Genomic DNA, 25588 nt, shown 5'->3' with positions numbered 1-25588 from the left:
CGGCCGCTTCCTCCACCACAGCGCCGGTGGACGCATCGACGCTGCTGTTGCCGGCCGATGCCTCCCGGGAGGCCGCACTACCGCTGGTGAGTGAGAGGGCGGGCGCAGCGTCCGTGCTGTCGTCCTCACTGCCGCAGGCGACAAATGCGGTCATGACGGGTGCTGCACCTCCGACGGCTGCGAAGTGGGTGCGGCGTGCACGGCCCCGGGTCTTGGCGGGCTTGTAGTCGTCCTCTCTCCGACCCGACGGTATTCGCCGGGTTTGTCGAGGTCAGGCTGGCACGCAGACAACCGTGTGCCCGGCTGTTGACGGGGAGAATTCCCCTCAGAACCCACCGTGCGGTGCCATCAGAAAAGGGCACCGACCATGTCAGCTCTTCTTCGCAGCAGCCTTCCTGGTCGTCTTCTCGGCGGTGGTCTTCTTCGCCGTGGTCTTCTTCGTGGTCTTCTTCGTGGCCTTCTTGGCGGTCGACTTCGTGGCCTTCTTGGCGGTCGACTTCTTGGCAGCAGACTTCTTCACAGTAGACTTCCGCGCTGACCGGGCCGACTTCTTGGAGACTCCACCGTCCGCGGTCTCCTTGGCACGCCGCTCACTGAGCAGCTCGTTGCCACGGGCGTCGGTCATGGTCTCCGGGGTGTCACCACGGCGCAGCGACGCATTCGTCTCACCGTCGGTCACGTACGGCCCGAAACGACCCTCCTTGACCGTCATCGGTTTACCGGAGACGTCATTGTCACCCAGCTGCTTCAGCGGGGGCTTCGCCGCCGCCCGGCCACGACGCTTCGGCTCAGCGTAGATCCGCCGTGCCTCATCCAGCGTCACCGTGAAGATCTGCTCCTCACTGGCCAGCGACCGCGAGTCGTTCCCCTTCTTCAGGTACGGCCCGAACCGCCCGTTCTGCGCGGTGATCATCTCACCGTCCGACGGATCCACACCGACCTCACGCGGCAGGGACATGACCTTCAGCGCGTCCTCCAGCGTCACCGTCGCCGGATCCATGGTCTTCAGCAGGGACGCCGTCTTCGGCTTCAAGGTCTCCTCGAGGATCTCTCTGATCCGCTTCGCCTTCTTGTTCTCCGCGGTCTTGGTCTCCCGGCTCAGCGGCTTCTTGCCCTCCTCAGCCCGGGCGGCGTCCTCCGCGTCACGCTCGGCGTCGATGACCTTTTCCGCCTCAGCCGTGACGCGTGCCTCCTCGTCATCCTTCACACGCTCGGTGACATATGGCCCGTAGCGTCCTTCCCGGGCCACGATGACGCGACCGTTCGCCGGGTTCACACCCAGCTCACGGCCACCCTGCGGCGTCGCGAAGAGCTTCTCGGCGATCTCGAGGGTCAGCTCGTCCGGCAGCAGCGCCTCAGGCAGGTTCGCCCGCTGCACCGTCGGCTCGGCCGGCTCACCGGACCCGGTCTCCGCACCCGGCTCGGCCGGGATGATCCGCTCCAGGTAGGCACCGTAGCGTCCCACCCGCACAACCACGGGGACGCCGTTGGCGTCGTCGAAGAGATGCAGGGAGTTCACCTTGCGGGCGTCGATCTGCTCCAGATTGTCGTTGACCAGGTGCTTCAGACCACCGAGCCGGGCCACGGACTCCGCCGTCGCATCCGACGCTTCGGCATCCCCGAAGTAGAAGCCCTTGAGCCAGTGGGAACGGTTCTCCTCGCCACGGGCGATCTCGTCGAGCTCGTCCTCCATCGAAGACGTGAACTCGTAGTCCACCAGCGAGCCGAAGTTGTCCTCCAGCAGCCCGACCACGGCGAAGGCGGTCCAGCTCGGCACCAGCGCCGAACCACGCGAGACCACGTACCCGCGGTCCTTGATGGTGTTGATGATCGAGGCGTAGGTCGACGGACGGCCGATACCCAGCTCCTCCATCGTCTTGACCAGCGACGCCTCGGTGTAGCGCGCCGGCGGCTGGGTCTCGTGGCCCTTCGCCGCGATCTCTGTGGTGTCCAGCGCATCGCCGACGACCAGCACCGGCAACGCCTTCTCCGCATTGTCGGCGACATCACGGCCGTCGGCGGTACGGGTGGTCTCCACGTAGGCCTTGAGGAATCCGGGGAAGGTGATCGTGCGGCCGGTGGCCTGGAAGTCCACGGCCTCGCCACCCGTCGCCTCACCGGAGACCGTCACCTTCATCGAGGTGCCCTTGGCGTCCGCCATCTGGGACGCCACAGTGCGCTGCCAGATCAGCTCGTAGAGCTTGAACTCCTCGGCGTCCAGCTGGGACGCCAGCGCGCCCGGGGTCCTGAAGGTCTCACCGGCCGGGCGGATCGCCTCGTGCGCCTCCTGCGAGTTCTTCACCTTGCGGGTGTACTGCCGCGGTGCGTCCGCGACGAACGACGGGCCGTACAGCTCCTTGGCCTGCTGGCGCGCCGCAGCGATACCGGACGCCGAGAGCGTCGTCGAGTCGGTACGCATATAGGTGATGTGGCCGTTCTCGTAGAGACGCTGCGCGATACGCATCGTCCGTTCCGAGGTGAAGTGCAGCTTGCGGCCGGACTCCTGCTGCAGCGTCGAAGTCATGAACGGTGCGTAGGGACGCCGCGTGTACGGCTTCTCCTCCACATTGGTGACCGCCATCGTCGCCCCGGTCAACGCGGCCGACAGGGCCTCGGCACGGGCCTTGTCCAGCACCGTGACATTGGCCTGGGCCTTGCCGGTCTTGAGCTTTCCGTCGTCGTTGAAGTCACGGCCCTGGGCCACACGGGCACCGTCGACCGCGACGAGGTTCGCGTCGAACTGTCGCGGGTTGGTGGTGGCGTCCTGACCCCTGTCACCCGTGTCCAGCGTCGCGGTGAGGTCCCAGTACCCGGCCTTCACGAACGCCATGCGCTCGCGCTCACGACGCACGATGACGCGGGTGGCGACGGACTGCACGCGGCCGGCGGACAGCCGTGGCATGACCTTCTTCCACAGCACCGGGGAGATCTCGTAGCCGTAGAGACGGTCAAGGACGCGGCGGGTCTCCTGGGCGTCCACCAGGTCGAAGTCGAGTTCGCGGGTGTTCTCCGCGGCCTCACGGATCGCCTCCGGGGTGATCTCGTGGAAGACCATGCGGCGCACCGGCACCTTGGGCTTGAGAACCTCGAGCAGGTGCCAGGCGATGGCCTCGCCCTCACGGTCGGGGTCTGTGGCGAGCAGGAGTTCGTCGGCCTGCTTCAGCTTCGCCTTGAGGTCGGAGACCTTCTTCTTCTTGTCGGGGCTGACGATGTACAGCGGCTGGAAGTCATCGTCGACGTTTACGCCGAGGCGCGCCCACGATTCCTTCTTGTACTTGGGCGGCACGTCGGCGGCGCCGCGGGGCAGGTCGCGGATATGACCGACAGAGGCCTCGACGATGAAACCGTCGCCGAGGAACTTCTGGATCTTCTTCGCTTTCGTGGCCGACTCCACGATCACGAACCTCTTTCCGCCACTCACGCTGCCCTGCGCTCCCATCCGGTCCGCCCTACCTTCATACTTCGAAACCTCTCTCGACCAGCGACCATACACGGCGCTTCGGACAGGGGTGTGATTCCCTCGGCGGACAGGGGTGTCGCAGGCGGCGCCTCAGAGCCTTGCGCGGACCCGTCCTCAGGCGTTCGCCACGGTGAAACGGACACGGCGGTGGGCCGGGGCCTCGAGCTCGTCGACGGCGGCCTTCGCGAAGGTGCCGGCACTCACGAAGTCGCCGGCCGGCTGGTCGTCACCGAGGGTGTAGGACGCGGACGCCTCACCCGGGGCGATCTCCGGCGCCGGGGCGAGCATGGTCCAGTCCAGGCTCTCCGGGGCGGTGCGCCAGAGGCCGAGGATCTCGGCGAAACTGTCGGCCTCGGCCTTGTAGGCGGCCGGGAAGTCCGGGGTGTCCTTGAGCAGCGTGCCGTCGGGGGTTTCGGTGGCGCCGGCACCGCCGACGATGAAGATACGGGCGGTGACCTTCGCCTCGGCCAGCGCCGGGATCAGGGCGGCGTGGGCGTCGATGATCGGCTGCACGGAGCTGCCGTCACGGGCGCCGGGGACGGAGATCACGAGGTTGTCGGTGGCGGTGGCCTTGGCGACGACGTCTGCGGCGTCCGTGACCTCGCCGGTGGCGTAGGTGACGCCCGCGACGGCGTCCTTCACGTCCGTCGGGCTCTTCCGGGTGACGCCGGTGACGGTGAATCCGCGGGACGCCGCCTCTGCAGTGATGGCCGAACCGACCATGCCGGTGGATCCGTAGACGGTGATGGTGCTCATGGGTGTTACCTCCGATGATGATGAGTGCGTGTTGATCGCGTATTTCTGTCGTTCCGGAACTGACCGTACGCCTGACACTTACCAATGTAAAGTGTCTTACCAAAATTCGTCTCTTCTGCAGTTCAGGTGTAGAGTTCCCCTCATGACCGCATGGAATCCTGCCGCCCGCGACTGCCCCAGCCGCACCCTTTTCGCCACCGTCGGCGACCGGTGGAACATGCTCATCCTGCTCGCCCTCGAGGATGACGACCAACGCTTCGGTGAGCTGAAGACAAGCGTCGACGGTATCTCCGACAAGGTCCTCACCCAGCGGCTCGGCGTCCTCACCGCCGACGGCCTGGTCGAGCGCACCGCCTACGCAGAAATCCCGCCGCGTGTCGTCTACCGCCTCACCCCGCTGGGACGCTCCGCCCTGCCGCCGGTGCACGCACTGTTCGACTGGACGGTGGGACACATGACCGACGTCGTCGCCTCCCAGTCGGGGACCGCAGCCGGCGCCTGATCTGCCTCTGACCTGCACAGTACCGGGAATCTCAGTTATCCTCCGACAGAAGACAAGTGCCGCCGCCGGACGGTGACCCGGGCATGACCACCCGACATTTCCGCAGTTCACCGACCTCCCTGACCTTGGCCGTCGCCGTGGCGTTCGCCCTGTTCACCGCCCCTGCCGCCCACGCTGCCCCCGGCAGTACCGTCACCTTCGGCGACCCCTTCGTCGCCGCGCCCTCCCCGCTGACATCCACCACCACGCCTTCGCGCCGCTCCCCGCCGGCATCCCGTCGTGCAGCGTGGCATCTCCTACTGTCGCCTGAGCAGGAGGAAGCGACATAAGGAGCTGCCGCTGTGCACGTAGCACTGCCACTGCGTCATCGATCGTCCTGTTTCAGTGACAGAACCACCGGAATCCTGTTGAATGTCACCATGAACTCAGGGGGAGAGTCCGGGGCGGGGTCCCGCGACACCACACAGCAACCACGACAGCAACCACGACAGCAACGACAGCCCAGCCCGTTGATACCGGTATCCGAATGCCGCATCACAGACTGGTACCACCGTCAGATCCCGTGGAAGCATGCGAACCGTCCGAGCGTGATCACCGGTCGACGCCCCATGACCAGGCAGGAACTGACGAAGCAAGGAGTCACCCGCGCGACGCTGCGCGACAACTTCACCCCTGCCGAACGTGGCGTCTACGTCGGTAATGAGGCACTCCTCCCGGAGACCACGGACTCCGGCTTCCGCCGCGACCGACGCATCACCGCACTTCAGCTCACCATCGCTCACCTGCTCCGGCATCCGAAGCGCATGGCGACAGGTTTCGGCGCGGCATCCCTCTACAGGATGACCTCCTTCGTCAACGAGGAGATCCTGGAGTTTCTCGCACCCCACGGCACCGACCCCTCCAGCGCTCCGGCGCACATCCTGGTGCACCCGACCCGGCATCTTCCTACGCATCTCAGGGGCGTCCGCCACGTGACCGGGGATCTCAGTCACCTCCGGATCGCGGATCCCGGAACCACGCTGTCCCATATGCTGCACCTGGTCAGCACGCCCGACGACGCCCGGTCTGCCCGATGGAGGATCCCCGATCTCACCTCGGTGCGCCCTCACCTCACTCCGGAGTTCATCCGGTGCGTGCAGTCCAGCGATGCCTTCCATCATGCACGGGGACGCCAGGAACTCGACCCACTCTCCGGCCTGATGGTCCCCGGTGGTGTGGACGCCGACCTCGCCGCCCGTGTACTCGGAGCCACTGATCTGGGGGCGGAATCGCCCATGGAGACCCGGCTGCGGCTGGTGGTCGCGGACCTCGCCCCCGGGCTACGCAGCCAGATCCCGGTATTCAAGGACAACGGCAACCTCCTCACCATCTCCGACCTGGGATGGGAGGACCATGGCCTGCACCTGTTCTACGACGGCGAACATCACCTCAAGCGCAGCCAACGTGACAAGGACTCGAAGGTGCTCGCCGCGCTGCAGCGCGACGGTGGGCGCGTCATCAGGGTCGTCTCGGAGGATCTGAAGGACGCCGACGCCGTCGCAGCGCTGCGGGACCGCATCATCGAGGTGCTGGAGTAACTGCATCGGAAAACGGAGAAGGTGCCACGCACTGTGACGCGCCTGGGACAATGAACCGGAATGCCGGACTGTGGCATCCCGTCATGCAGCGTGGCATCTCCTCCTGTCGTCTCAGCGAACCGAAGCGACAGGAGTGGATGCCGCTGTGCACGGAGCACTGCCGAAGGACCCGCACATGCAGAACACCGCCCCTACCGGAGTGATCCGGTGGAGGCGGTGCTCTGAGTGGTTCTGTCGAGAGACAGGACCGCGTCTCATATGTCCCGCAGGCGAACCCGCAGCACGGTCCCGGAGGACTTAGAGAGCGGTGACCTGCTGCGCCTGGGGGCCCTTGGCACCCTCGCCGATCTCGAACTCGACCTGCTGGTTCTCCTCGAGGGTACGGAAGCCGTTGCCCTGGATCTCGGAGTAGTGGACGAAGACGTCAGCGCCGCCATCGTTCGGGGCGATGAAGCCGTAGCCCTTTTCAGCGTTGAACCACTTGACGGTTCCCTGTGCCATGTTCTTACCTTCTTCAGATTCGGTGATCGACATCCCCACGTTCTTGTACGGAGATGCCGGGCCGATGCATAGACCACCGGAGTGGAGGTCCGTTCGCATTCAAAACAACTCCCGCGAACGTTTCACCTACTGACACGGCGAAACACCGGTGGAACAGCGAGCAAAGCGACGCACAGAAACTGTGACCACCCACCAGTGTTCCACGTTTGCGCACCAACCACCACACCACCCCCGAAATTGACAGGCTCTACACTGGTCAGCCATGGCAGACAGTGGTGCAGCGTCCGGCGTCCCCGGGTCCTACGGGGCGGAGCTTCTCGCCGCCCTCGCCCCGCTGACCAGGAATAACACGGGCAACAGCGAAGAGAACGGCGAAACAGACACCGTCCTCACGCACGTGCGCACCGAACCCGCCCGCCTGTCGGACCCCGTGGACTGGCCGGACTGGGTCGACCCGGATCTTCGCGCCCACCTCGTCGACGAGGGCATCGAGCGCCCGTGGTCGCACCAGATCACGACCGCGGACCACGCCCGCAACGGCACCGATGTCGTCGTCGCGACGGGCACGGCGTCCGGCAAGTCGCTCGGCTACCAGCTGGCCGTCACCGATGCGCTGATCCACGACCGCCTGGCGTCCTGCCTCTACCTGTCGCCGACGAAGGCCCTGGCCCAGGACCAGCGCGCGGCCCTCGCCCGGCTCATCGCGTCCTCCCCCGCGATGAAGGACGCCGTGGTCGCCACCTATGACGGAGACACTCCCGCCGAGGCCCGCCGCCTGATCCGGGAAGAGGCGCGCGTCATCATCTCGAACCCGGACATGGTCCACGCCTCGATCCTCGGAAACCACGAACGGTGGACGCGTCTGCTGCGCAACCTGCGCTTCCTCATCGTCGACGAATGTCACGTCTACCGGGGCGTCTTCGGTGCGCATGTCTCCCTGGTGCTGCGTCGGCTGCTGCGACTGGCACACCGGGCCGGCGCCCGTCCGACCATCGTCCTGGCCAGTGCGACGACCGCGGACCCGGCCGGGCAGGCACAGCGGCTGACGGGGCGTCCGACCGTGGCGGTGACCGAGGACGGCTCCCCGCGCGGTGAACGCACCGTGGCCCTGTGGGAGCCGGGGTTCCTGGAGAACACCGTCGGCGAGCACGGTGCGCCGGTGCGCCGGGCGGCGACGACCGAGGCGGCGGCGATCATGGCGCGCACCATCGCCGAGGGCGCGCGGACACTGACCTTCGTGCGCTCCCGGCGCGGCGCGGAGATCACCGCCCTGGCCTGCGCGGACGACCTCGCCGGACTGGGACGGGTCGATGACGCCCGGCGCATCGCGTCCTACCGTGCCGGCTACACGCCGGAGGCCCGCCGGGTGCTGGAGAAGCGGCTCGACGACGGCGACCTGCTCGGCATGGCCGCGACCAGTGCGCTGGAGCTCGGCATCGACGTCGGCGGCCTCGATGTGGTCGTGAGCTGTGGTTTCCCCGGCACGGTCGCAAGTTTCCGTCAGCAGGCCGGTCGTGCCGGACGCCGCGGACAGGGCTGCCTGGTGGTCATGGTGGCCTCCGACAATCCGATGGACACCTACCTCGTCCACCACCCCGGCGACCTGTTGGATCATCCGGTCGAGGCGAGCGTCTTCGACCCGACGAACCCCTATGTCCTGGCCGACCATGTGCTCTGCGCCGCGGCGGAGGCCCCGCTGGCCGACGGGGAGGTGACCGCCTTCGGCGGGGACGTGGACGCCACGGGCGTGGTCCGTCAACTGACCGCCCAGGGGCTGCTGCGGCGCAGACCGCGGGGCATTTTCGCCGACGTAGACGCCGCGACAGGTGTCCATGCCCGTGTGAACATCCGCGGTGGCTCCGGTGACCAGGTGCTCATCGTCGACACGACCTCCGGCCAGATCCTCGGCACCGTCGATGCTGCCCGGGCGGTCTCCGAGGTCCATGACGGGGCGGTGTACGTCCACCAGGGCGAGTCCTTCGTGGTCGACGAGCTCTCGCTCGAGGGGTCGATGGCCGCGGTGCACCCGGAGACGCCGGCATGGCACACCCGCGCGATGGAGACCACGGAGATCCGGATGGGCCGGGTCTACTCGACCAGGGAGATCGGTGGCACGGACTCCGCCCCCTCGGGCATCTGGCTGGCCGATGTGCAGGTGCAGGTCACCCACCAGGTCACCGGCTACCAGCGTCGGACCTCCGACGGGGAGGTGCTGCAGACCGTGCCGCTGGAGGTGCCACCGCAGCGCCTGGTCACCCGGGCGGCGGCATACACGGTGGATCCGGGCGTGCTCTTCGACCTGGGCATCGAGGAACCGCTCTGGCCGGGGACGCTGCACGCCGCCGAGCATGCGGCGATCGGGATGCTGCCACTGCTGGCCACCTGCGACCGGTGGGACATCGGCGGCGTCTCGACCGTGCTGCACTCCGACACCGGCTTTCCCACCGTCTTCGTCTACGACGGCTACGCCGGTGGCGCGGGCTTCGCCGAGGCCGGAGTCAACCGCTTCGCCGAATGGATGAGGATGACGGCGGAGGCGGTCGAGTCATGTGCGTGCGAGTCCGGCTGCCCGTCGTGTGTACAGTCGCCGAAGTGCGGCAACGGCAATGACCCGCTGTACAAGCAGGGCGCGGCGGTGCTGCTGCGCACGTTGGCGGAGAAGGCCTCGGTCGCGGGCTGAATCGACCCCTTACCGGGAACCGTCGGCTAAGGTGAGCCTCATTCTGACGCTTCTGACGCTTCTGACGCTCTTCCGACAGGAGACCCATGCCCCGCCGACCCGCCGTCACCTTCGCAGCACTCAGCGCACTCACTGTGCTGGCCACAACCGTCGCCACCACTCCCTTCGTTACCGCCGCACCCCTGATCCCCGGCTCCCCGATGCCGGAGCCGATGGCCCCGATCGTCACCCCGGACTGGTCCGGCCTCGACGTCCGGTCCCCGGCGAGTCTGCCTGATCTACCGGCCGGGTACGGCGTCCCCCTGCAGGAGGTCCCGCTGGCCGACGAACAGCGCCTGCCCTCCGGCGGCGACACCCAGCAGCGCTTCGTATATTCGACCGTGGACCAGCACGGTGAGATCGCGGCGTCCACCGCGGTGGTGTTCCTGCCGACCGGTGAGGCTCCGGAGGGCGGTTGGCCGGTGGTCGCGTGGGCGCACGGCACGACCGGTATGGGCGACAACTGCACACCCTCGGCCGGCAGCCGCAATGACAGAGACCTCGTCGACCACTGGGTGGACGCCGGGTACGCCGTCGTCGCATCCGACTACACGGGCATGGGGACGCCGGGTCTGATGAGCTACTTCAACGGCGAGGCGACCGCAGTCAGCGTGGTCGACTCGGTCATCGCCGCCCAGCAGCTCGACTCGGTCGGTGCGCAGTTGTCGACGAAGTGGGCCGTGGCAGGGCAGTCCCAGGGCGGCGGGGCGGCACTGCATGTGGCACACGGGGCGTCCTCCCGCAGTGCCGAAGCCGGCCTGGACTACCGCGGGGCCGTCGCCACCGGTGCGCCCGGCTACATCGAGGAGGTCATGCTGGCGCTCGGGCCGGACACACCACCGTTCCCGATCACCGGCACCCTGACCGCGTACCTGCTGTACACGCTGGCCGGGTTCAGCGAGGCACACCCCGAACTGGATGTGGACGCGGTACTCACCGAGGAAGGACGCCGCATGGTGTCCGCCGCGAAGACGACCTGTCTGCGCGAGTTCCGCCGTGCACTCGACACGGTGAATGTGGCGAACGCCTTCTCGGCGCCGCTGCGGTCGGTGCCCGGACTGGAGCCGGCACTGCGGGCGTACATGTCCACCCCGACCGACGGCTACGACCAGCCGGTGTTCCTGGGCCACGGGCTGTTCGACCTGGATGTGCCCTCGCCCATCGGTGTCGCCCTGAACTCCGAGATGTGGGTCAACCAGTTCGCGGGCTCAAATGAGCAGGTCGAGGTGCACTGGTACCCGACCGACCACGGTGGCGCGATGTCGCAGTCCTTCGGGGACGCCACGGCGTTCATGTCGCGCATCATGGGCTGAAGCGGACGTCACCGGTCCTCCAAGACCTCCGATGCCCGCATCACGCAGTCTGAGGCTGGTTTCGACCCCTCCCCACCCACCTGACACTGCGTGCTGCCGACATCACGCAACTAGTATCTTCACTGAACGTTCATTCACGTCATTGATACCTGAGGAGATACCGTGCGCCCTACCCGCTCCATCACCGGGAACACCCCGCTTCGCCGATTCACCGCAGCGACTCTCGGCCTGCTGACCAGCGTCGCCATCGCCACCGCCCCGTCCGCCGGAGCCGTCCCCGGACCTCAACCGGCACCGAACTGGTCCGGCCTCGATGTCACCGGTGGGGTCGCCCTGCCCGGCACACCGGGTGTCCCGGTCGGGGAGGTTCCGTTGTCGCCGGAGCTCGGGTTGTCCGGGGCCGGGGCACAGCAACGCTTCGTCTATTCCACCGTCGACCAGCACGGTGAGGAGGCGGCGTCCACCGCGGCGGTGTTCCTGCCCGCCGGTGAGGCTCCCGAGGACGGCTGGCCGGTGCTCGCCTGGGCGCACGGCACCACCGGGCTGGGCGACAACTGCACCCCGTCGGCGCAGGTCCGCAGCGACCGGGACGCCGCATTCCTCAACCACTGGCTGGAGCAGGGCTACGCGGTCGTGGCCTCGGACTATGCGGGGATGGGGACGCCGGGGCTCATGAGCTACCTCAACGGGAAGATCACCTCAGCCAATGTGGTGGACTCCGTCGCCGCGGCCCGGGGTCTCGACTCCGTCGGCGCGAAGTTGTCGGGCACCTGGGCGGTGATCGGCCAGTCGCAGGGTGGTGGCGTAGCGCTGCATGTCGCCCACAAGGCCAGTGCCCGCAGCGCGGAGGTCGGACTGGACTACCGGGGTGCGGTGGCCACCGGCGCGCCGGCCTACGTCGAGGAACTGGTGCTCGCGGGGTCGCCGTCGTTCCCGCCGGTCGCACTGCCGGACACACTCAGCGCGTACGTCGCGTACATCCTCGCCGGGTTCCGGGAGGCGCACCCGGAGGTCGACCTGTCGTCGGCGTTGACCGAGGAAGGACGCCGCGTCGCCGATCTCGCAGAAACCGCTTGTCTGGGAGAGATGTCGGAGGAACTCAGCGGGGAGGTCCTGTCCGGGCTGTTCAACCGGCCGCTGCGCGAGATCCCCGGGTTGGCTGCGGCGCTGCGTGACTACATGGCCACCCCGACCGACGGTTACGACAAGCCGGTGTTCCTCGGGCACGGGTTGACGGACATCGACGTGCCCTCCCCGATCGGTATCGCCCTGAACTCGGAGATGTGGGTCAACCAGTTCGCCGGATCGAATGAGCAGGTGGAGGTGCACTGGTACCCCACCGACCACAGTGGGGCGATGGTGGCCTCTGTGCCGGACTCCACGCCGTTCCTGCAGCGCATCATGGGGTAAGTGCCTTCCCTGCTGTCCCGCGCACATGTCCGCATCACGCATGTCCGCATCACGCAGCCTGAGGCTGGTCTCGACCCCTCCTCACCGACCTGACACTGCGTTATGCCGACATCCCGGTCACGACACCCCGTCTCACCCTGCCTTCACCAGCCACCAGCGGTCAACACCGGAATCGGGCGTGCAGCACAACTGCCACCAGTACCGGGAGACGGAGATCAGGTACCTGACACCCGCGCCTCGGTACTGGTAGCGACCATGCTGCACGCTCCGTACCGGTAGCGACAGCGTTCCTCACTCACTCGGTAACCTGACCGCTTTCACGGCCCGGCGACGGAGACAGCAGAGCGGGAGCCGACGGTCACTTCGACGAGGACCCCCACTTCACCCAGCGTTCCAGCCGGCGCGTCCGGCCCGCCACCGGTGACCTCGTGACACTGCGTGAGCGAGGCCCCGTTGGATTCGGCGATCTCGGCCGCCCTCCCGCAGGCCTCCGACACTCCAGAGCTGACCTGCACGGTAGCCGCAGACAGGGAGGTGAGGTCGGCGGCGGCGTCTGCCCGGTGTTGCTGGACCAGCCCGGTGACCTGCAGTCCGAGGAAGGTCGCGATGGCGATGATCCCGAGGATGACGCCGACCCCGGCGACAGTGGCGGAGCCGTCCTCATCCCTCCCGCCCCCTCCGTCCCCGAAGACAGCATCATCGCGGGGGCTCACTGCGACTCCGCCGCCGGCTCGGCGACGATCACGGCAGTCGCAGAGAGGTCGAACAGACGCCCGGGCCGGGTGACCTGCACGGTAATGAGGTCTGTGCCCGTCCCGTCCCCGCCGCTGCTCACCGAGACCCGCGCGTCGGCGTCCACCCCAGAGACCACAGAGGACGCCGCCCCGGACGCATTACCCGGATCCAGCGCTGCGGCGCGGGCGGCGTCGCGTGCCAGGTCCACGGCCCCGAGGTAGGACGCCACGGTCACGATCCCCGCGACCACCAGGCCGACCACGACAGTCAGCGCGGTGAACATGATTGCGGCCTCGACCGTGACGTAGCCGGCGTCGGACCTGTCACTGCGTGTTGAGGGCACGTTCGAAGATCCCGCTGAGGGCGGACTCGACGGTGTCGGAGGTGACGACAAGGTAGAGCAGGGCACCGAGAGCCGCTGCTGCGACACACCCCAGGGCGTACTCGATGGTCGACATGCCGAGGTCATCTCCCAGGAAGCCGCCGCTGTCGTCCTCGTCTTCAACGTCTTCAACGTCTTCAACGTCTTCAATGTCGATGTCATCGGTGATCTGGGCGGCGGGCAGCTCTTCGTCCCAGCCGTCGGGTTCGGGGTCGGTGTCCCAGTCGCCGAAGGGGTCCGGTGGGGTGACGTCGGTGGTGTTGTCGGTGGCCTTGTCGGTGGCCTTGTCGGTGGCCTTGTCGAGGTCAGGTTCGTCAGTGGTCAGGGTGGTCATCTTGGTCTGTGCGGTCAGTGCGGACATGGTCATGTCCCCTTTCAGTTCAGTGTTCGGTTCAGGTGTCAATGGTTGTGCTGATCAGATTCCGGCAAAGCCCACCACCAGCGGGATGAGCCCCACGAGGACGAATGCGGGCAGGAAACACAGGGTCAGCGGTGCCGCCACGACGACGAGCACCCGTTCCGCCCCGGCCAACGACGCATCCGCCGCCTCCGCCCGCAGCCGTGTGGCCTGCGCCCGGACGCCGTCGGCCAGCCGGGCCCCGTTGCGGGAACCGGATTCCGCCAGCCGGGCGACCGGCCCGAGGTGCGGGTCGTCCCGCAACGGCTCCCAGGCCTCCGCCCCGGCTCCGAGGGCGAGCAGTGCCGCGACAGTCCGGACGCAGTCCTCCTCACCGCGGTCACCGCCGACACCTCCATCGCCTCCGTCGGCATCCTGTGCCCCGGCGTCAGCGTCCCCGCAGGTCACGGCGACATGCCAGGCCACGGACACCGGCAGCCCCGAGGACAGTGATTCGGCGAAGAGGTCGAGCAGGCGGGCGGCGTCCAGTGGGGAGGGACCGGCGCGTCGACCCACCCCGCCCAGCACCGTCACAGTCAATGACTCGGTCCACAGTGCCCCGGCGCATCCCAGCAGTACCCCGACGACCAGCAGCAGGACGCCGAGCACATTGCCCACCAGGAACACTCCCGGATTCAGTCCCATCGACTGACCGAGGGCCAGGGCGCCGAACGGCAGGAGCAGCAGGATCGTCTCGGTCAGCCTCGCCCCGGCAAGGGCACTGGAGGTGTGGCTGAGGTGGGTGAGCCGGGCATCCAGGTCAGCACGCAGCCGGTCCATGAGTCGGCCGAGGGCGCTGCCGTGGCGGTTCGCAGACGCCCAGACGTTCAGCAACCGCTCCACATCCGGATCCACGGATGACTCTCCGTCGGCAGAAGTCCCCTCCCCCGGTTGCGCCCCGAGGCGTACCCGCCGCACTTCCACCGCCAACTGCTCGACGAGCTCACGGCCTACTCCCCGGGTGTCATCCACTGCAGCGAGGGCGTGACCCGCGGCGTCCACCGGGAAAGCCCCGACCCCGAGTTCACGGGAGAAGGCGTCGACGATCGAGCGCAGCGTCCTCGTGCGGGCACGCTCGGCGGCGAAGCTGCGGACGCGGCCGAGGATGCGGTGGGCGGTGAAGCCGACGGGCCCGAGCACCCCGGCGACGGCGACGACGGTCAGCATGCGTCCCACATCCGCTCCACGGCCAGACCGTCAGCGCCACCACCACTGCCACCACCACTGCCACTGCCGCTGCCACTGCCGCTGCCACTGCCGCTGCCGACCACGAAGCGTCCGATACTGGTGACGCGCCGTCCGGCCGGGGTGCGTTCGACATGCACGACCACCCCGATCCCGTCAGCGACCTGACGGTCGACCGCGGCGTCCGGCAGCCCGGCAAGTGCGCCGAGGGCACGCAGGCGACCGGGGACGGCATCCACCCCGTTGGCGTGGACGGTGCCCGCGCTGCCCGCGTGGCCGGTGTTGAAGGCGAGCAGTAGTTCGGCGATCTCGGCACCGCGGATCTCCCCGACGACAATGCGGTCGGGGCGCATCCGCAGGCTCTGACGCACCAGGGTCCGGACGTCGATCTCACCGGCACCGTCGACTCCGGCATCGCGGGTGTGCAATCCGAGGACGTGCGGGTGGTCGGGGAAGAGTTCGGGGGTGTCCTCGACGAGCAGGATCCGTTCGCGTTGCGGCACCTCGGCCAGCAGCGCGGCGAGCAGTGTGGTCTTACCTGCACCGGTGCCGCCGCTGATGAGGATGCTCTCACGGTCCCGGACCAGGTCGCGCAATAGGTCACCGATCTCCGGCGGGAACAGGCACGCCTCCTGCAGGGAAGCCAACGACCGGTGGGACGCCGACAGTGCCCGCAGGCTCACGCATGCCCCCTGCCCGGCCGGCGGGGCGAGGACCGCGTGGACGCGCACGGCCTGCGCCGCCACGCCCGCCGGCAGATCGGTGAGGACGCCGTCGGCGAAAGGCCTCACATCGTCCAGCCGCACCCCGCAGGCCGTGGCCAGGCGGACGGCGATCTCCCGGCACCGGGCGGTGTCCCCGATGACCAGGTCGGTGGGTTCCATGCCGGAGCCACGGTCGACCCACACCGGGCCGGGTCCGTTGAGCAGGACATCGGTGACCTCGGGATCAGCCAGCGGCACCGCCAGCTCTCCCAGGCCGGAGAACTCACGGGCCAGGGAGCGGACGCCATCGACGATGCGCAGGTCGGTGTCGCCGTGCTGGACCCGTTGGACGGAGACCGCGATCTCGGCGGGGGTCGGGGTATCCACCCCGCGGCGGGCGAGGTCGTCGCGGACCCCGGCGAGCAGTGCGTTCACGGCTGATCCCGGTTCATATTGTCGGCCAGCGCGGTGACCAGGCGGGCGGCGGCGGTTCCGGCGGCGCCCGTGGACTGACCCGGCCCGAAGTCCCCGCGGTCGGTCTCGGCGGTGAGGAAGGGGTCGTCTTCCCAGGTGACCTCGGGTGCACGCCCGAGGAGGGTGAGGGCGTCGTTCCACTCGAGGTCGGTCCGGGGCATCTCGCGCAGGACGATCGCTGCCCCGGGGATCTGCGCCAGGGCACGACGTCCGGCCATTGTCCCGGGCACGGTCGCCGGAACGACGAGGACAGGTCGTCCAGTCACTGCTCCAGCCACCTCTTCCCCGCTCCACCGTCCGCAGTCGCGGACCACGGGCATGGCGGTGTCCAGGTAGTCAGGCACCGGACCCGTGCCCGACAGGACAGCCACATCCCCGCTCCACGGCAGGTCACGTAGCATCGCGGCAGTGAGCGTCGAAGTCCCGGCGAGTTCCGGCAGGCGGCGCCCGGTCGTGTTCTCCAGGCCGAGGAGGTGGTCGAGGGAGCTGTGTCCGGAGGCTTCGATGAGCAGGGCCTGGCCGTCGCCGCCGAGTGCCGGGTCAGCGAGTGCTCCGGCCAACGCTGCGGCGAAGGTGCTGGCCCCTGCCCCACCGGCCGCTCCGTAGACGGCGAGATCCGGATAGTCCGTGGCCCCCAGATGGGCGGCGAGGTCGGTAGCCTGCCCGGGCAGGTGGAACACCCGTCCACCACCGAGGTCACCGGCATCCCCGGTGCCGTCGGTGACCGTCACGGTCCGCACGGCGATGCCCTGGGCGATGAGATCGGCGGCGGCATCAGAAGACGCAGACGCGGCGTCCTGCAGCAGGATGACGGACCCCGTGCCCTCAGGGAGCGTCGCGTCCGGATCCCAGGTGACCAGAGAGCGGCCGGTGACGGCGACGATGAGTGTGGTCTCCTCGACGAGTGCCGGTGTGGCCACGGTGGTGACTACTGGTGCCGGTGGTCGTGGCGGGCGGTCGGAATGGTTTCGGTGTCTTAAGGTCCCCAACATAGGGGTGGAGCGTGCCAGGCTCCCCCGGATCCGGCAAGAACAGGCGCTTTCCCTGTGGACAACTCTCTTCCGATTCGTACGGTTGCCTGTGGACAACTCATCGAGGTGTAACACCTGTGACTGGTGGGACGTATTGTAGGGGCGTGACGTCAGTCCCCGAAGAGAGCACCGATCTCATCGACATCCCCGACGCCGCGCAGGTCGCCACCGACCCCGGCGTCGATCCGTCGCGCGTCCTCGCTGTCTTCGACCTGGACAAGACCGTCATCGACACCTCCGCATCGATGGCGTACCGCAAACCGCTGGCGGACCGGGGCCTGATCACCACCGGCGAGATGCTGCGGCTGCTGCTCATGCTCGGCAACTACAAACTCGCCGGCCACGACGACGAGTCGATGGACGCGACGAAGGACGCCCTGGTCGAGATGGTGAAGGGACGCCGCGCCGCCGACCTCGCCGAGGTCGCCCACGACGCCCTGCACGAGGTCATCGTGCCGTTCATCTACGCCGAGGCCCGGACCCTCATCAAGGCCCACCAGGCGGCCGGCCACCGGGTGGCGATGATCACCGCGTCCGCCCGGTTGCTGGTCACGCCGATCGCCGAGGAACTCGGGGTGGACCACCTCATCGCCACGGAGTTGACCGTCGCCGAGGACGGCACGTTCACCGGCGAGGTGCCGTTCTTCTGCAAGGGAGCGGCGAAGGTGAAGGGCCTGCATGACCTGGCAGGACGCCACGGGTACGAGCTCGAATCAAGCTACGCCTACACCGATTCGGCAACCGATCTGCCGCTGCTGGAGGCGGTGGGGCATCCCGTACCGGTGAACCCGGACAAGGCTCTGAAGAAGGAGGCCGCTGCCCGCGAGTGGCCCACGGTGACCTTCAACCGACCTGAGCCGCTGTTCCACCTACCGGAGAAGAGCGGCGTGATCGCCGGGGCGTCCGCGGGGCTGGCGCTGATCGCCGCGCTCGCGACCGGACTGGTGGTGCGCCGCCGCGGGCGGTGAGGTGGGCCCCTGTACCGGTCAGAGCCTTCCGGTAGATCCAGAGGCGTAAAACATGCTGGCAGGACCAGTCGCTACCAGGCGGAAGCCCCGGGAAACCGGGGCTTCCCGCATACGGGGAGGAAACATGCAGGGATTCGTGGGGATGGCGGCTGCTGCCCGACTGGAACCGTACCGGGAGTTCTGACGCGCCGCAGGCAACGTCGAGCCGGGTCACGCCGCCATCAGCGCGCTCTACTCGTGGCAGGTCACCATGGCATCGGCATGGTATGGAGTGCTGCCGCACGGGGAAAAGCGGATCCCACATTCGGCGATCATCCCCGGCACGGAATTCCTGTCAGTCATGACGATCTGGTTTCACTGCTTACCTGGGGAAATCTGGTGCACCTGCTCCCCCCCATGAGCCCCCGACACCGGATTCGAGGACGCATCGACTGTCTTCCTGCCTCCCCCGCAACGAGCATCTCTGGATGAATGCTCTGACGAGAGCCTTCCCCCACGCTGAGCACGTGGCGGGAACACGACTGTGGAGAGCATCAGCGGTAGCACGGCCCCACCCCGTACCAGACGAGGTCGCTCCCGGATACGCCGTTGCCGAAGCCCTCGAACGACTTCGCCGCCTGAGAAACCGGGTGAGCCATCACGAACATCTGCTCCGGATCAGCCACATAGATCAGGTACAGGGACGCCCTCAACCTGGTGCGGTCGCTATCCGCGGAGGCATCCCATGAGCTGGAGGCACGATCCAGGGTTCAGGGAATCTCGCAGCTGCAACCGGTTCCGTGATAACCACGGAGAGTACCGGGGACACCTGACGGTCTTCCCCCGACTGAACCCCACTTCGCCCGGGGTTCTCCCACCGGAGCCGCCCAGGCATGGCAGAATGGCCCACAGTCAACACGTACGGACAGGGAGAACACGCAGTGAGCAAGGACACCCAGAAGGACAACGGCTTCTTCAGCGACGCCGAGAGCTTCACCCCGCAGGTCAGTAACATCCCGCTGGAGGACGCCGCCGCCGGCCGCACCCCCGGCATCGGTGAGCTCGTGCGGGACGCCTCCACCCAGGTCTCGTCCCTGATCCGCTCGGAGACCGAGCTGGCCAAGACCGAGATCGCAGGTTCGGCGAAGAAGGCAGGCATCGCTGCAGGTCTGCTGGGTGGCGCGGGCGTCATCCTCGCCTACAGCTCCTTTTTCTTCTTCTTCTTCCTCGCTGAGCTCCTCGACAACTGGATGCCGCGCTGGGTCGCCTTCCTCGTGGTCTTCCTCATCATGTTCGTCCTCGTCGTCGTTCTGGCGCTCGTGGCGGTGAAGTTCATCAAGGGTGTGAAGAAGCCCGAAGCGACGATCGACTCGGTCGGCAAGCTCAAGACCGTGATTCCGAGCTCCGGCTCCTCGGCCTCCTCCTCGGACGACGCCGGCATGTTCACCTAGACGCCGGACCCCTTCCGTGAACTCCTCCTCCGCCCCGGAGCACATCTATGTGCACACCCGGGGCATTCGTCTGCATGTCGCCGTCACCGGCCCGCGTACCGCGCCACTGGTCCTGCTGATCCACGGCTTCGGTGGCGGCTGGTTCGACTGGACCGAGCTGATGCCCGAGCTGGACGCCGCCCCGGTGCGCCTCGCCGCCGTGGACCTGCGCGGCTACGGGAAGTCGGACAAGACTCCCCGCGGCTACGACCTGACCACTGCCGCCTCCGACATGTGCGGGGTCATCCGCGGCCTCGGCCACATGGACGCCCTCGTCGTCGGCCACGGTGAAGGCGGTCTGATCGGCTGGACCATGGCCGCCCACGAACCGGAGCGGGTCCGGGGTCTGGTGACCCTGGCGTCCGCCCACCCGCGGGTGGTGGCCCGGTCAGTGCTGCTGCATCCGGTCTCCCAGTGGCCGCGACTGCGGTCCTCGATGTTCGCCCAACTGCCGCGCTGGCCGGAGCACCGTCTGCTGCGCAACAACGCGGAGAAGGCCGTCAAGACCTTCCGCTACAGCGCCGCCCCGGGCTTCCGCGACACGGAGACCTGCGCCCGCCACGCCGAGCTGCGCCGTGAGGCGATGCAGGTCGACAAGGTCGCCCACCTGTCGTGCGAGTACCGGCGGTGGACGGTGCGCAGCCGGTTCCGCCCCGAGGGCGGGCACTTCGACCGCTCCCTGCCGAACCACACCGCCGCACCTGTGGTGTGTGTCGACGGTTCGATGGACCGCTCCTACAATGCGAAGATCGCGAAGCGGTCCGCCGCCCGTGGCGGCAAGGGCTCCCGCACCGAGGTGCTCTACGGTGTGGGACACTTCCCCCACATCGAGGATCCGGCGGCCGTCGCGCGGATCATCCTCGGCGTTGAGTGAGCCTGCCGGCCCCGGACAGTCCCTTGTCCACCTGTGTGTCCGACCAGCGACAGACGTCTTCCTTCTGTAGCTGATCAGAGACACGACGCCGGTGACTCGCACGCCTGACCCAGCAGGCGCTGGCAGACAAGGCCCATGTGTCGCGCAGCACCGTCGCGCAGTGCTGGGGCCGGATGGTCAGGACGGTGGACGACAACTGTCTCCGTGCGGCGCGGATCCAACTCTTGTCGTCAAGCGACGACGATGGAGAAGTCGTCGGACGGCGACATCGTGAACGGGACGCACTCCCGGCGTCCCCCGACGTGCATTGATAGGCGAGGCGACCAACGCTTCCCGAGGTCGGCATCCCATCCTGCGCAGCGGCATCCGCTCCTGTCGCCCAGGCCATCCGAGGCGACAGGAGCGGATGCCGCTGTGCACTGAGCACTGCCACCCGCCCCCATCATCCTGTTCCGCCACGTAGTGCTCCCCTGCCGCGCCAGGTAGAGCCCCTACCCCGCCACGCAGGAACGCGTGTCCACCGTGTCCACATAGTCCGCGTCATACCCGCCGGGCTGCCCGACATGTTCCAGCACCTCGGCCTTCGACAGGGCGTAGCCGGTCTCCGAGTCCCCCACCGCGGCACCGAAGACCAGGCCGATGACCTCACCGGCGGCATTGATCACAGGGCCACCGGAGTTGCCCTGCACCACCGTGCCACGCAGCGTGTACGCCTCCCGGTCAACCCGCGAATCGGCGTAGATGTCAGGACCGGACACGGTGAACAGGTCCCGCACCCGCGCCGGCGTCGCCTCGAACGGCCCGCCCAGCGGGTAGCCCATCACCACAGCGTCATCATTGGGGGCGGCGACCCTGTCAGCCCAGTTCAGCGGCGTCAGACCCGTATTCCCGGGGACCCGCAGCAGCGCCACGTCCTCCTGCGGGTTGTAGTAGACCACCTGCGCGTCGAACTCGCCGTTGACGGTCTCGATGCCGACCACGTCGGTACCGGCGACCACGTGCGCATTCGTCATCACGGTCTCGTCGTCGACCAGGAACCCGGAACCCTGCAGAATCTTCCCGCACTGCTCCGCCTGACCCACGACCCGCACGACCGACGGCTTCGTCGCCGCCACCTCAGGGGACGCCGCCAGCCCCACGTCCGGCTCCCCCACCTCGACGACGGGAACGTCGTCGAAGGGGTCCGTGACCGCGGGGAACCCGGAGTCGGTGAACAGTGTCGAGGTCCGGTTCGGCAGTGCCTGCAGCCACTCCGGGGCGATGTCACTGACCCCGCGAAGAATCTTCGACCCGCGTACCGAAGCGCCCAGGTCACCGGAGTTGTTGCCGGTCACCGGCACAACCACCATCCAGATCACCAGCAGAGTCGTGACGACCTGCACCACCGAGCCCACCGCTGAGTCCGCACGCAGCAGCGACCGCGTCCTGATTCCGTCACGCAGCTTCAGCCCCACCCAGGAGCCCAGCGAGTAGCCCAGCACCACGCCACCGGCCACCACGATGATCGCGACGAAGAAGCGGGCCGAATCGTCATTGACCAGGTCCAGGGCATGCGGCAGCAGTTCCAGGGCCGCCCAGCCGCCACCGAGCACACCGACGAGCGACAGCACAGCGGAGAAGCCGCCCTGCCGCCACCCGGTGAACAGCGCGCCGACTGCGGCCAGGGCGATGATGCAGTCGACGATCGCGGAGCCCGTCACCGGAGATCCTCCGGGGTCAGATTCTCACCGTTCCGGGAATTCGCGATCGCGTCGAACAGGTCCAGCACCGGAGCGGTCTCCGTCCACGGCTGCTCCCAGCCGCCGAGCTTCAGCAGCCCGTCGACCACCGCACCGGTGAAGCCCCACAGCAGGTAACCGTCGACGTCGAACGCCGGGGACTTCCACACGTCCGCCCCGGGCAGGCCCAGATGCATCCGCCGCTCCGGGTCGACCAGCTCCGCGACGGGCACATTGCGCACCCAGTCGCTCTCCGCGGTCATCGGCGCGACAGGCACCGGCCTACGCCAGTAGCCCAGCACCGGGATCACGGCGTGGTTCGTCCGGTCGATGTACAGCGGGTCCATCACCGCCAGCGGGTCCACCCCAGCAGCGTCCAGACCGGTCTCCTCGGTCGCCTCACGCAGCGCGGTGGCGACGGGGTCGGCGTCGGTGGGCTCGCGGTGACCGCCGGGGAAGGCGATCTGCCCGGAATGGCTGCGCAGCGTCGGTGTGCGGTGGGTCAGCATCAGCGTCGGATCCTGACCCTGCTCCTCACCGAGCAGCACCAGCACCGCGGACGGACGTGGCGGCGTCCCGTCCGGGCCGAGCTCCGGCACCGTGCGGTTCATCCCGTGGATACGGACGTCCGTCTCCGGACGCCGCACCCGGTCAACCAGGGGTTCGAGCCAGTCCGGCATGGATGTGGGCAGCTCCGGCTGACGTCGCCCCTCAGCGAGCCAGTCGCCGAGGGACACGCCGGAGTTGTGGTGGAGCGCGTCTCGTGTGGAAGTCATGGAGCCGCCAGTCTAGCGGGTCAGACCGCGGCACCCATAAGTTCCTCGAGCTGCTCCACCGAGGTGATCTCCCCGGGGTGGAAGGACGCCCGGCTCCCGTCCGCCCGGTAGATCACCGAGACCGGGATGACCGAGGGCAGTTCGGCGGCTACCGCGAAGGCCCCGTCGCTGTCCTGGAACGCCGGCAGTCGGGCGTCCAGATCCGCCAGCAGGTCCGCGCCGGCCTGCCCCTGACCGTTGGCGTGGACGCCGACGATATTCCACTCCGGGTGCTTCTCCGCGGCCTCGGTGAGCACGGGCAGTTCCGCCCGGCAGGGCTGGCACCACCATGCCCACACATTGACCAGCGTGGGCTTGCCGGCCAGGGCCTGTGCCATCGAGGTCTCCGCGGTGCTGCCACCGTCGGTGAGGCACGGCAGGACGACATCCGAGAGTTCGGAATCCTGGGGGTCAGTCCCGTCACCGGTCGGGCAGTCGATGCGCTGGGCGTCCGCGACGGTGTAGCGGGTACCGGTGGCGTCCGCCGGACCGTCGGGGGCATCGGTCTCCTCGACTCCGGAGGTCACTGCAGAAGTCTCGGGAGTGGACGTCCCGGCGTCCTCCCCGGTCAGCGAGATCACCACCGGCACAGCGGCGACGCCCAGGCCCACGACCACGGCGCCGGCGAGCAGCGCGATGCGCGCTTTGTCACTCACGCCGTCACCAGCTTCCCGGCGTCCGCCACGTCCATCGGGCCCTCGGTCCCCGCCGACGGGCAGCGACGGGCGAGGACGCAGACCCCGCAGGCTGCCCTGCGGGAGTGGCACACCTGACGACCGTGGAAGATGAGCCGGTGGGAGAACATTGTCCACTCCTTCTTCTCCACCATCGCGGTGATCTCCCGCTCGACGATGACCGGGTCGGTCTCCGTGGTCAGTCCGAGACGGCGGACGAGGCGTCCTACATGCGTGTCCACCGGGAAACCGGGCACACCGAAGGCGTTGCCGAGCACCACGTTCGCGGTCTTGCGTCCCACCCCGGGCAGCTTCACGAGCTCCGTCAGCGTCCCCGGAACCTCGCCGTCATGCTCCTCGGCGATCGCGGCACCCATCCGGATAAGGTTGGACGCCTTGTTGCGGAAGAACCCGGTGGGCCGGATCAGTTCCTCGAGGGTCTCCCGGTCTGCGGCGGCGTAGGACGCGGCGTCCGGGAACGCGGCGAACAGGGCCGGGGTCACCTGGTTGACGCGCTTGTCCGTACACTGGGCCGACAGCACCGTGGCCACCAGCAGTTCCAACGGGGTCGTGTAGTCCAGTTCGCAGTGTGCGTCCGGGTACTCCTCGGCCAGTGTACGGTTGATCCACCGGGTACGTCGCGTGCGTGCCAGGGGGGATTCGGGGGTCGGGACGGACATGACGCCCCAGTCTAGTCGTCCGAGTTTCACCCCTGGTCTCCCCGTGACCGTTCACACACTGTATTCTGTGCGGTAAACCATGCTGCCGGCTGGTTGTGACCAACCTGTCACCTCCTCCGACAACGGCAATGCAGCTTCTACAGGAGTCTAACGAGTAATGGGCGAAGTACACGAGATCCTATCCCGTGCAGGCATCTTCCAGGGTGTTGAGTCGGCGGCCGTCAACACGCTGATCGAGCAGCTGGAATCGACGACCTTCCCCCGCGGCACCACCATCTTCGACGAGGGGGAGCCCGGTGACCGGCTGTTCATCATCATCTCCGGCAAGGTGAAGCTGGCCCGTCACGCCCCGGACGGTCGTGAGAACCTCCTGACGATCATGGGACCCTCCGACATGTTCGGTGAGCTGTCCATCTTCGACCCGGGCCCCCGCACCTCTGCGGCGGTCTGTGTCACCGAGGTCACCGCCGCGACCATGGACTCCCAGATGCTGCACGACTGGATCCAGGCCCACCCGGAGATCTCCGAGCAGCTGCTGCGCGTGCTGGCCCGCCGTCTGCGCCGCACCAACAACGCCCTGGCCGACCTCATCTTCACCGACGTCCCCGGCCGTGTCGCCAAGGCCCTGCTGCAGCTGGCGAACCGTTTCGGCGTCCAGGAGGGTGGTGCGCTGCGCGTGCACCACGACCTGACGCAGGAGGAGATCGCCCAGCTCGTCGGCGCCTCCCGCGAGACCGTGAACAAGGCACTGGCCGAGTTCGCCCACCGTGGCTGGATCCGCCTGGAGGGCAAGTCCGTGCTGATCTCGGACACCGAACGCCTGGCAAAGCGCGCCCGGTAGCTCCTGGCGTTCCCCTTGTGAGGGCCGACCCGTTTCCCGGGTCGGCCCCCTTTGTCATGCAGGCGTAATGCTGGAGCCCGTACACAATCGTCACGTTTTCGCACTCGGCGTTGTATCGGATTCCCGGATCCGTGACGATTGTGTACGCACTCCCCGGCCACCGCCGCCCACTTGCCTCCGACGACTTAAGTAGGCAGATTCGGCTATCGAGCACGCGAAGGTGGCACGCAAGAGTCTCTACAACAACTTCGCCTCGAAGGACGAGCTCATCGCCGCCTGGCTGGAGCAGCGTCATGCCCACTGGCTCGCTTTCTACGCCGCCCGCCGCGACACCGTCACCGCCACAACCACCGGGGCCACAACCGCTGATACCGATGGCAGCACCGCCCCCCCCCCCCCCCCC

The 25588-nt window shown here is 68.0% G+C and carries 23 protein-coding genes and 1 pseudogene; 11 read left to right on the top strand and 13 right to left on the bottom strand.

The window, feature by feature from the left end:
* Positions 1–370 precede the first annotated feature (370 nt).
* Together topA and Q0A27_RS07025 are read right to left on the bottom strand one after the other, a co-directional pair.
* The gene (gene topA, locus Q0A27_RS07030; protein WP_291474350.1) at positions 371–3439 is read right to left on the bottom strand and encodes a type I DNA topoisomerase; all 3069 of its coding nucleotides are present in this window, start codon (positions 3437–3439) and stop codon (positions 371–373) included.
* A 135-nt stretch (positions 3440–3574) separates the two neighbouring features.
* Positions 3575–4216, bottom strand: coding sequence for an NAD(P)-dependent oxidoreductase (locus Q0A27_RS07025; protein WP_291474349.1), 642 nt, complete (start codon positions 4214–4216; stop codon positions 3575–3577).
* Positions 4217–4358: 142 nt separating this feature from the next.
* On the opposite strand from Q0A27_RS07025, the gene Q0A27_RS07020 reads away from it, so the two are divergent.
* The 3 genes from Q0A27_RS07020 to Q0A27_RS07010 all read left to right on the top strand — a co-directional run bounded on the left by Q0A27_RS07020 (position 4359) and on the right by Q0A27_RS07010 (position 6295).
* Entirely contained in the window at positions 4359–4718 is a 360-nt protein-coding gene (locus Q0A27_RS07020; protein ID WP_291474348.1) for a helix-turn-helix domain-containing protein, read from the top strand.
* A gap of 83 nt (positions 4719–4801) precedes the next feature.
* Entirely contained in the window at positions 4802–5047 is a 246-nt protein-coding gene (locus Q0A27_RS07015) for a hypothetical protein (protein ID WP_291474347.1), read from the top strand.
* Between the two features lie 279 nt (positions 5048–5326).
* Positions 5327–6295 carry a hypothetical protein gene (locus Q0A27_RS07010; RefSeq protein WP_291474346.1) on the top strand — a complete coding sequence of 323 codons (969 nt, stop codon included), beginning with the start codon at positions 5327–5329 and terminating at the stop codon, positions 6293–6295.
* A 297-nt stretch (positions 6296–6592) separates the two neighbouring features.
* On the opposite strand, the gene Q0A27_RS07005 is transcribed toward Q0A27_RS07010, so the two are convergent.
* Positions 6593–6796 carry a cold-shock protein gene (locus Q0A27_RS07005; protein WP_010120999.1) on the bottom strand — a complete coding sequence of 68 codons (204 nt, stop codon included), beginning with the start codon at positions 6794–6796 and terminating at the stop codon, positions 6593–6595.
* A 262-nt stretch (positions 6797–7058) separates the two neighbouring features.
* On the opposite strand from Q0A27_RS07005, the gene Q0A27_RS07000 reads away from it, so the two are divergent.
* The 3 genes from Q0A27_RS07000 (at position 7059) to Q0A27_RS06990 (ending at position 12238) form a co-directional block, all read left to right on the top strand.
* Entirely contained in the window at positions 7059–9476 is a 2418-nt protein-coding gene (locus Q0A27_RS07000; RefSeq protein WP_291474345.1) for a DEAD/DEAH box helicase, read from the top strand.
* Between the two features lie 86 nt (positions 9477–9562).
* A complete protein-coding gene (locus tag Q0A27_RS06995) occupies positions 9563–10828 on the top strand; it encodes a lipase family protein (RefSeq protein ID WP_291474344.1) in 1266 nt (421 codons plus the stop codon).
* Positions 10829–10990: 162 nt separating this feature from the next.
* Positions 10991–12238: a lipase family protein gene (locus Q0A27_RS06990; RefSeq protein WP_291474343.1), complete on the top strand. Its 1248-nt coding sequence runs from the start codon at positions 10991–10993 to the stop codon at positions 12236–12238.
* A gap of 317 nt (positions 12239–12555) precedes the next feature.
* Here Q0A27_RS06990 and Q0A27_RS06985 read toward each other — a convergent pair whose 3' ends face one another.
* Genes Q0A27_RS06985 through Q0A27_RS06960 form a run of 6 tightly spaced genes read right to left on the bottom strand, consistent with a single transcriptional unit; the run spans position 12556 to position 17035 of the window.
* The gene (locus tag Q0A27_RS06985; RefSeq protein ID WP_291474342.1) at positions 12556–12951 is read right to left on the bottom strand and encodes an Rv3654c family TadE-like protein; all 396 of its coding nucleotides are present in this window, start codon (positions 12949–12951) and stop codon (positions 12556–12558) included.
* Complete coding sequence (locus Q0A27_RS06980; protein ID WP_291474341.1) at positions 12948–13316, bottom strand: TadE family type IV pilus minor pilin; 369 nt, start codon at positions 13314–13316, stop codon at positions 12948–12950. The genes Q0A27_RS06985 and Q0A27_RS06980 overlap by 4 nt, the downstream gene beginning before the upstream one ends.
* On the bottom strand, positions 13297–13716 hold the full coding sequence (locus Q0A27_RS06975; protein ID WP_291474340.1) for a DUF4244 domain-containing protein: 420 nt from the start codon (positions 13714–13716) through the stop codon (positions 13297–13299). The genes Q0A27_RS06980 and Q0A27_RS06975 overlap by 20 nt, the downstream gene beginning before the upstream one ends.
* 54 nt (positions 13717–13770) lie before the next feature.
* On the bottom strand, positions 13771–14919 hold the full coding sequence (locus tag Q0A27_RS06970; RefSeq protein WP_291474339.1) for a hypothetical protein: 1149 nt from the start codon (positions 14917–14919) through the stop codon (positions 13771–13773).
* Positions 14913–16076 carry a TadA family conjugal transfer-associated ATPase gene (locus Q0A27_RS06965; protein WP_291474338.1) on the bottom strand — a complete coding sequence of 388 codons (1164 nt, stop codon included), beginning with the start codon at positions 16074–16076 and terminating at the stop codon, positions 14913–14915. Before Q0A27_RS06965 ends, Q0A27_RS06970 begins: the two co-directional genes overlap by 7 nt.
* Positions 16073–17035, bottom strand: a complete 963-nt coding sequence (locus Q0A27_RS06960) for a hypothetical protein (RefSeq protein ID WP_291474337.1) — start codon at positions 17033–17035, stop codon at positions 16073–16075. The genes Q0A27_RS06965 and Q0A27_RS06960 overlap by 4 nt, the downstream gene beginning before the upstream one ends.
* Positions 17036–17250: 215 nt before the next feature.
* Here Q0A27_RS06960 and Q0A27_RS06955 point away from each other — a divergent pair, with 215 nt between their 5' ends.
* The 3 genes from Q0A27_RS06955 to Q0A27_RS06945 all read left to right on the top strand — a co-directional run bounded on the left by Q0A27_RS06955 (position 17251) and on the right by Q0A27_RS06945 (position 20457).
* A complete protein-coding gene (locus tag Q0A27_RS06955) occupies positions 17251–18114 on the top strand; it encodes an HAD family phosphatase (protein ID WP_291474336.1) in 864 nt (287 codons plus the stop codon).
* Positions 18115–19034: 920 nt separating this feature from the next.
* Positions 19035–19544: a phage holin family protein gene (locus Q0A27_RS06950; protein ID WP_291474335.1), complete on the top strand. Its 510-nt coding sequence runs from the start codon at positions 19035–19037 to the stop codon at positions 19542–19544.
* Positions 19545–19560: 16 nt separating this feature from the next.
* On the top strand, positions 19561–20457 hold the full coding sequence (locus Q0A27_RS06945) for an alpha/beta hydrolase (protein ID WP_291474334.1): 897 nt from the start codon (positions 19561–19563) through the stop codon (positions 20455–20457).
* Positions 20458–20948: 491 nt separating this feature from the next.
* On the opposite strand, the gene Q0A27_RS06940 is transcribed toward Q0A27_RS06945, so the two are convergent.
* From Q0A27_RS06940 to nth, 4 genes are read right to left on the bottom strand one after another with little or no spacing between them, the layout of a single operon-like run.
* On the bottom strand, positions 20949–22157 hold the full coding sequence (locus Q0A27_RS06940) for a MarP family serine protease (protein WP_291474333.1): 1209 nt from the start codon (positions 22155–22157) through the stop codon (positions 20949–20951).
* Positions 22154–22951, bottom strand: coding sequence for a CoA pyrophosphatase (locus Q0A27_RS06935; RefSeq protein ID WP_291474332.1), 798 nt, complete (start codon positions 22949–22951; stop codon positions 22154–22156). Before Q0A27_RS06935 ends, Q0A27_RS06940 begins: the two co-directional genes overlap by 4 nt.
* A gap of 20 nt (positions 22952–22971) precedes the next feature.
* Complete coding sequence (locus tag Q0A27_RS06930) at positions 22972–23646, bottom strand: TlpA disulfide reductase family protein (protein WP_291474331.1); 675 nt, start codon at positions 23644–23646, stop codon at positions 22972–22974.
* Entirely contained in the window at positions 23643–24344 is a 702-nt protein-coding gene (gene nth, locus Q0A27_RS06925) for an endonuclease III (RefSeq protein ID WP_291474330.1), read from the bottom strand. Before nth ends, Q0A27_RS06930 begins: the two co-directional genes overlap by 4 nt.
* A 157-nt stretch (positions 24345–24501) precedes the next feature.
* Between nth and glxR the strand changes: the two genes are divergently transcribed.
* Both glxR and Q0A27_RS06915 read left to right on the top strand, forming a co-directional pair.
* Positions 24502–25185 carry a CRP-like cAMP-activated global transcriptional regulator GlxR gene (glxR, locus tag Q0A27_RS06920; RefSeq protein ID WP_291474329.1) on the top strand — a complete coding sequence of 228 codons (684 nt, stop codon included), beginning with the start codon at positions 24502–24504 and terminating at the stop codon, positions 25183–25185.
* Positions 25186–25405: 220 nt separating this feature from the next.
* Positions 25406–25588 (top strand): annotated as a pseudogene (locus tag Q0A27_RS06915) (hypothetical protein); the annotation flags it as partial.

It is taken from the genome of Corynebacterium sp. (assembly GCF_022712275.1).
Lineage (GTDB): Bacteria > Actinomycetota > Actinomycetes > Mycobacteriales > Mycobacteriaceae > Corynebacterium.
The sequence above is the reverse complement of the archived record's forward strand: the minus strand, read 5'-3'. Positions and strand labels throughout refer to the sequence as shown.

Bases quoted from the DNA above. Each gene is read 5' to 3' on its own strand.
- Q0A27_RS06935 (WP_291474332.1), bottom strand. From the start codon at position 22,951: ATGACTTCCACACGAGACGCGCTCCACCACAACTCCGGCGTGTCCCTC.
- Q0A27_RS07015 (WP_291474347.1), top strand. From the start codon at position 4,802: ATGACCACCCGACATTTCCGCAGTTCACCGACCTCCCTGACCTTGGCC.
- Q0A27_RS07000 (WP_291474345.1), top strand. From the start codon at position 7,059: ATGGCAGACAGTGGTGCAGCGTCCGGCGTCCCCGGGTCCTACGGGGCG.
- Q0A27_RS07010 (WP_291474346.1), top strand. From the start codon at position 5,327: ATGACCAGGCAGGAACTGACGAAGCAAGGAGTCACCCGCGCGACGCTG.
- Q0A27_RS06975 (WP_291474340.1), bottom strand. From the start codon at position 13,716: ATGTCCGCACTGACCGCACAGACCAAGATGACCACCCTGACCACTGAC.
- Q0A27_RS07020 (WP_291474348.1), top strand. From the start codon at position 4,359: ATGACCGCATGGAATCCTGCCGCCCGCGACTGCCCCAGCCGCACCCTT.
- glxR (WP_291474329.1), top strand. From the start codon at position 24,502: ATGGGCGAAGTACACGAGATCCTATCCCGTGCAGGCATCTTCCAGGGT.
- nth (WP_291474330.1), bottom strand. From the start codon at position 24,344: ATGTCCGTCCCGACCCCCGAATCCCCCCTGGCACGCACGCGACGTACC.
- Q0A27_RS07025 (WP_291474349.1), bottom strand. From the start codon at position 4,216: ATGAGCACCATCACCGTCTACGGATCCACCGGCATGGTCGGTTCGGCC.
- Q0A27_RS06970 (WP_291474339.1), bottom strand. From the start codon at position 14,919: ATGCTGACCGTCGTCGCCGTCGCCGGGGTGCTCGGGCCCGTCGGCTTC.
- Q0A27_RS06995 (WP_291474344.1), top strand. From the start codon at position 9,563: ATGCCCCGCCGACCCGCCGTCACCTTCGCAGCACTCAGCGCACTCACT.
- Q0A27_RS07005 (WP_010120999.1), bottom strand. From the start codon at position 6,796: ATGGCACAGGGAACCGTCAAGTGGTTCAACGCTGAAAAGGGCTACGGC.
- topA (WP_291474350.1), bottom strand. From the start codon at position 3,439: ATGGGAGCGCAGGGCAGCGTGAGTGGCGGAAAGAGGTTCGTGATCGTG.